This window comes from Streptomyces katrae (assembly GCF_000966975.1).
GTDB classification, from domain to species: domain Bacteria; phylum Actinomycetota; class Actinomycetes; order Streptomycetales; family Streptomycetaceae; genus Streptomyces; species Streptomyces katrae.
On record NZ_JZWV01001666.1, the window covers coordinates 1 to 300 of the forward strand.

Sequence of the window (300 nt, forward strand, 5' to 3'; positions counted from 1 at the left end):
TCACCGTGGACACCGCCTGCTCCTCCTCCCTCGTCGCCCTCCACCTCGCCGCCCAGGCGCTGCGGCGCGGCGAGTGCGACCTCGCCCTGGCCGGCGGGGTGACCGTGATGTCCAGCCCCAACGCCTTCATCGAGTTCAGCCGGCAGCGCGGGCTGGCCGCCGACGGCCGGTGCAAGCCGTTCGCGGCGGCGGCCGACGGCACCGGCTGGGGCGAGGGCGTGGGCATGCTGCTCGTGGAGCGGCTGTCCGACGCCCGCCGGCACGGACACCCCGTACTGGCCCTCGTACGGGGCTCCGCGG

At 76.7% G+C, this 300-nt stretch carries 1 protein-coding gene; it reads left to right on the forward strand.

Going from position 1 to position 300, the window contains the following annotated elements; translation table 11 throughout:
* Positions 1-300, forward strand: a 300-nt coding sequence (locus VR44_RS39945) for a beta-ketoacyl synthase N-terminal-like domain-containing protein (protein ID WP_045952602.1), incomplete at both ends; no start/stop codon positions are given.